The organism is Hamadaea sp. NPDC051192 (assembly GCF_040682475.1).
Taxonomy (GTDB): Bacteria; Actinomycetota; Actinomycetes; order Mycobacteriales; family Micromonosporaceae; genus Hamadaea; species Hamadaea flava.
The window spans coordinates 1-4,856 of the sequence record NZ_JBFBAZ010000257.1; the positions used below are offsets into that span (position 1 = coordinate 1).

At 71.1% G+C, this 4,856-nt stretch carries 5 protein-coding genes; 4 read left to right on the forward strand and 1 reads right to left on the reverse strand.

Annotation, left to right across the window (positions count from 1 at the left end; genetic code table 11):
* The first annotated feature begins 176 nt into the window (after window positions 1-176).
* The gene (locus tag AB0M47_RS42045) at window positions 177-722 is read left to right on the forward strand and encodes an EF-hand domain-containing protein (RefSeq protein WP_363424461.1); all 546 of its coding nucleotides are present in this window, start codon (window positions 177-179) and stop codon (window positions 720-722) included.
* An 8-nt stretch (window positions 723-730) separates the two neighbouring features.
* Window positions 731-1,729, forward strand: a complete 999-nt coding sequence (locus tag AB0M47_RS42050; RefSeq protein WP_363424463.1) for a terpene synthase family protein — start codon at window positions 731-733, stop codon at window positions 1,727-1,729.
* A 15-nt stretch (window positions 1,730-1,744) separates the two neighbouring features.
* Here AB0M47_RS42050 and AB0M47_RS42055 read toward each other — a convergent pair whose 3' ends face one another.
* A complete protein-coding gene (locus AB0M47_RS42055) occupies window positions 1,745-2,860 on the reverse strand; it encodes an RNA polymerase sigma factor (RefSeq protein ID WP_363424465.1) in 1,116 nt (371 codons plus the stop codon).
* A gap of 77 nt (window positions 2,861-2,937) precedes the next feature.
* On the opposite strand from AB0M47_RS42055, the gene AB0M47_RS42060 reads away from it, so the two are divergent.
* Window positions 2,938-4,146, forward strand: a complete 1,209-nt coding sequence (locus tag AB0M47_RS42060) for a hypothetical protein (RefSeq protein WP_363424468.1) — start codon at window positions 2,938-2,940, stop codon at window positions 4,144-4,146.
* Window positions 4,147-4,191: 45 nt separating this feature from the next.
* On the forward strand, window positions 4,192-4,620 hold the full coding sequence (locus AB0M47_RS42065) for an OsmC family protein (protein ID WP_253756477.1): 429 nt from the start codon (window positions 4,192-4,194) through the stop codon (window positions 4,618-4,620).
* The last annotated feature ends 236 nt before the right edge of the window (window positions 4,621-4,856 follow it).

Below are 4,856 nucleotides of genomic sequence, written 5' to 3' on the forward strand. Positions count from 1 at the left end.
TGGAGTTTGCCCCCTCGACACGCCGTCGAGACCACAGTTAACTCCATGATCAACGGGGAAGGGTGGGGGTGGGCTGGGGGGTAGAACTGGGTCGATATGTGAGGGAAGGTCGGGTTTGGTCAGGTAGGAAAGACCTCGGCGGCCCATTCCGGGACGCGGAGGGAGCAGCAGCTTTCATGGCCAACGACCTGCAGATCGAAAAGCTCGACCGGGCTTTCGACCACATCGACGCCAATCACTCCGGCGAGATCGAGCGCGACGACCTGCTCGGCCTCGGTTCCCGGGTGCTGCTCGGCTTCGGCGAGTCGCCGACGTCGACCAAGGGCAAGCAGCTCATCGACCGGTTCGACGAGCTGTGGTCGGAGATCGTCGAGCACGCCGACACCGACGAGTCGGGGTCGATCTCCCCGGCCGAGTTCCGCACCGCGATGATCACGGCGTACATCGACGGGCAGAAGTTCGACAAGACGTTCCGCCCGGCCGCGGTGGCGATCGCCGCGCTCTGCGACCAGAACTCCGACGGCGCGATCACGCTGGAGGAGTTCCAGGTGCTCCAGACCGCCTTCGGCACCGGCGACGGTGACGCGGTCGCGTCCTTCGAGCGGCTCGACTCCGACGCCAACGGCAGCCTGTCCATCGACGAACTGGTGCAGGCGGCGTACGAGTACTACACCGGCGGCGATCCCAAGCTGCCGGGCAACCACCTGTTCGGTCCGCTGTGACCGCCGGTGTGACTACCGTCCCGGCCGCGCCCGCGCGCGCGGCCGGGATGCCGAGCGCGGCCGACCTGCTGCCGCTCGTCGAGCGCGTGCCGGCCTTGGCCGCACCGTGCCGGCACCATCGCGAGGAGGCCGCGATCGAGCTGGCCGTCGAGGAATGGGCGCTGCGCAGCTTTCCGGAGCTGTACCCGGCCCGGCTCCAGGCGGCCCGCTTCGGCGAGATGGCCTCCCGCGCGTTCCCCGAGACCAAGGCGCCCGAGGTGATCCTCTTCGGACAGTGGCTGGTCTGGCTGTTCGTCTTCGACGACCTGCGCGACGACGGCCCGCTCGGCTGGGACGAGGCAGCCGTCGATCGGCTCTACGACGCCGTCCTCAGCTCGTGCGACACCGTGCCGCCGCTCGACGCCCATCCGGTCGTCCGCGCCTTCCGGGACCTGTGGTCACGCACCGCGCCTCGGGGCAGCGCGAGCTGGCGGGCCATGTTCCGGGTCCATCTCGCCGAGCATCGCGCGGCGTGCCGCTACGAGGCGCGCTTCCGGTCCACGCGGCGTCTTCCCTCACCCAGCGAGTACGCACACCTGCGCCGCCAGGCCAACGGGTCGTTCCTCTTCGACCTCCCGGAACCCGTGCTGGGCGCGGAGCTGCCGGGCGGACTGCGTACGTCGGCGGCGTGGCGCGACCTGTTGTCGGCGTGCAACGACGTCACGGCGTGGTGCAACGACGTCGCCTCGGCGGCCAAGGAGAGCGCTCGCGGCGACGTGCACAACTACGTGCTCGTCCTGGCGCACGACCAGGGCGTCTCGTTGGCGGCGGCCGCCGCGGAGGTGCTGGACCGGATCGCCGCCCGGATCGACGACCTGACCGCCGCCGCCCGTGCGCTGCCCGCCGAGTTCGCCCGGCTCGACCTGAGCAAGGCCGCCGCGCGGGACGCCAGCAAGGTCGCGATGGTGCTGCTGGGCGCCCCGCGCGGCCACCTGGAATGGCTGCTCGAATCCAGCCGGTACGCCTGAGCCGGCCCGCCCGGCTCAGCGGACGGAGCGGGCGATCCGCAGCGCCTCCTCCTTCGAGGTGACGCCTTCGAGCCGGTAGGTGACCGATCCGGCCTGCCACACCAGACAGGGGCCGGACAGCCGAGCGGTCTCCTCGCGCCGGGTGCCCCAGCGGTCCACGTAGACCAGCGGATGCGGCTTGGCCAGCCAGAGCATGTCGCCGCCGACCCATTCCACGCCGTCGGCGGTCTTGGCGAAGGCCAGGTCGAGTGCGCCGTCCACTTCGTCGAGGCGTACGCCGGAATAGAGGAGCGTCACCACCCGGGGATGCCCGTCGGGGCCGGGATCGGCCAGCTCCACTCGCTCCGGGTCGCCGAGCACCGCCGGGACGCCGATCGGGAACGCCGCCCGGGTCCGCGCCTGCGCCAGATCGCCGCTGGTCAGCATCGGCAGCGGGCTCGGCGTCGGGGCGATGGACGGCGCCGGCTCACCTTGGCGTACTTCGACGCCGCCGAGCCGCAGGATCGTGGTCACCACGTCGGCGACGGCGGTCCGGACGGGCGGGACGAAGACGACCGTCAGCACGGTGGCGATCACGAGCACCGCGACGATCAACTGCGTACGCAGTTTGGCGAGCGCGCGGCTGGCCCGGGACTTCACCGTGCCCTTGGGCCGGTCGAGCAGCTCGGCCGTCTCCGCCTCGGACATGTCGAGCAGATACCGGTACACGAGCACGTCCCGGTCGGCCGGGCTGAGCTGCTTGAGCGCCGCGACCAGCTCCTCCCGCCGCTCGGTCGACAGCGCGCCGTCGACGGCGTGATCGCGTTCCGGCGGCAGGCCTTCGGCGACCGCGGCCCGTTCGAGCAGGCCGGCCCGGCGCTGGCGGGTGCGGTGCAGATTCCGGGTCTCGTTCGCGACGATCGTCAGCAGCCACGACCGGAAGGACGAGTCGCCGCGGAACGTCTCCAGCCGCCGGTACGCCTTGACGTAGGCCTCCTGCACGACGTCCTCGGCGTCGTCACCGGCGCCCAACAAGATGGCCGTCCGGCGCGCGAGCGCGCTCGTCCGGGCGACCAGCTCCGCGTACGCGTGCTGGTCGCCGGCCGCGGCCCGCTCGACGAGCGCGGTCTCGGTGACGGCTTCGGATTCCATGCTCTCCAGGATGACGCCTCTCGACACATCGCATGACACCGCGGGAACCCGGATGGTTCCATCGGTGTCGGCAGGGCATGACGACACGACGGAACCTGCTCATGCTCGCCGGGGCGGCGGTGGCGGCGTCGGCCACGGCCGCCTGCCAGGCTGCTGACGACGCCGATCCAGCTGCGGTACGCGTACCAGATGTGCTTGTGGTGAAGACCCGCGACGGACTGGCGGTGGCCCGCGACGGCGGACTGACCCCGGGCCGGACCGGGGCCCTGTCGGCGACCGGGTCGACGTTGTGCCTGGCCACGGCCGCCGAAAAGACGACGCAGCTGGACTTCACGACCACTTTGGCCGGTACGCGGCTCGGCGGCTACCCGATCGATGGCCGCTGGACGCCGCGGGTGGTGCACGCGGACGGGTCGCTGGTCGCGCTGGCCGCGCCCGAGGGCGATCCGCTGAAGCCGCGGGCGCGCGCGAAGACCACGATCGTGATCGCGGACTCGAAGCAGATCCTCCAGCGGATCACCGTGCCGGGCGTGATCGAGCCGGACGCCTTCACCGCCGACCGGCAGGGGCTGTTCGTCCTGGAGTGGCTGCCCGCCACCGCGCCGGACCACTACCGAGTACGCCGCCTCGACCTGACCACGCGGAGACTCGAACCGCTGTGGACCCGGGACAAGGTGCCGGTGCCGGCGGGCGCGGAGGAGGAGATGCGAGGCGAGGGCCGGACCGCCGTCGCGTCGCCGACCGGACGCGTCCTCTACACCCTCTACACCCACCAACCCGGACACCAGCACACGCGCGACCTGCTGTCCGGGCGGCCCGGCAACGTGCACGCGTTCGTCCACACCCTGGAGACCGAACAGAACTGGGCGTACTGCGTCGACCTGCCCGATCCGTTCGGGCACTCGGCGAGCACCGCGTACTCGATCGCGTTGAGCGCCGACGGCTCGCTGCTGTTCGTCGTCGACCTCGCCGCCGGGGCCCTCGCCCGGATCTCCACCGAGACGCTGAAGGTGCTCGACGTCGCCAAAGTCGGCTCCGACACCGGATCGGCGTACGCCGCCGCCTCCGACAAGCTCCTCTACGTGGGCGGCGATCACGGAGTCCAAGTGCTCGACCAAGCCGGCCGGCCCGTCGAGAAGTGGACCACACCAGCCGTACGCGGCCTGGCCGTGTCCCGCGACCTCCAGCGCGTGTACGCCGCCCGCGACGGCGGCGTGACCTGGCGAGGCTCCACTTCGGGAGAAGCCGCCCTCCCCGGGCTCACCGGGCTGATCCGTGTGGCGTGACGGTTCCCGCAAACTTCCTCAGCGACCCGCAGTAGGGTCGTGACTATGCCTATCCGCTCATCATCGGCCCGCTGGCAGGGCACGCTCACCGAAGGTTCCGGCACGATCCGCACCGGCAAGGGCGGCTTCGAGGGGAACTACTCGTTCAAGTCGCGCTTCGAGGAGGGCGAGGGGACCAACCCCGAAGAACTCATCGCCGCCGCGCACGCCGGCTGCTTCTCGATGGCGTTCAGCAAAGCGCTGTCGGACGCGGGCTTCCCGCCCAGCTCCGTCGAGACCACGGCCAACGTGCACCTCGACAAGACCGACGCGGGGATGACCGTGACCCGGATCGACCTCGACACCGTCGGAGTCGTCCCCGGCATCGACGACGCCCAGTTCCAGTCGCTGGCCATCGGCGCCAAGGAGAACTGCCCGATCTCGCGGCTGCTGTCGCCGGGCGCGGCGATCTCCCTCAACGCCAAGCTCAGCTAGCTCCTTCTCGCTCGGGGGCGGCCTTTCGGCCGCCCCCTCGCTTTCGCTCGCCTTCGCTCGCTCGCCCCCGCTCGCCCCCGCCCGCTCTCCGCTCGCTCTCCGCGTTGATCATGGAGTTAACCGTGGTCTCGGCGGTGTGTCGAAGCCGACGGTGGAGGCGTACGAGTCGGGCTCGTCGCCTAGGCCGACCAGATGCTCGGCGAGCACGGCCAACGGTGAGTCGCCGACGTTGACGA

Bases quoted from the DNA above. Each gene is read 5' to 3' on its own strand.
- AB0M47_RS42045 (WP_363424461.1), top strand. From the start codon at position 177: ATGGCCAACGACCTGCAGATCGAAAAGCTCGACCGGGCTTTCGACCAC.
- AB0M47_RS42055 (WP_363424465.1), bottom strand. From the start codon at position 2,860: ATGGAATCCGAAGCCGTCACCGAGACCGCGCTCGTCGAGCGGGCCGCG.
- AB0M47_RS42060 (WP_363424468.1), top strand. From the start codon at position 2,938: ATGACGACACGACGGAACCTGCTCATGCTCGCCGGGGCGGCGGTGGCG.
- AB0M47_RS42065 (WP_253756477.1), top strand. From the start codon at position 4,192: ATGCCTATCCGCTCATCATCGGCCCGCTGGCAGGGCACGCTCACCGAA.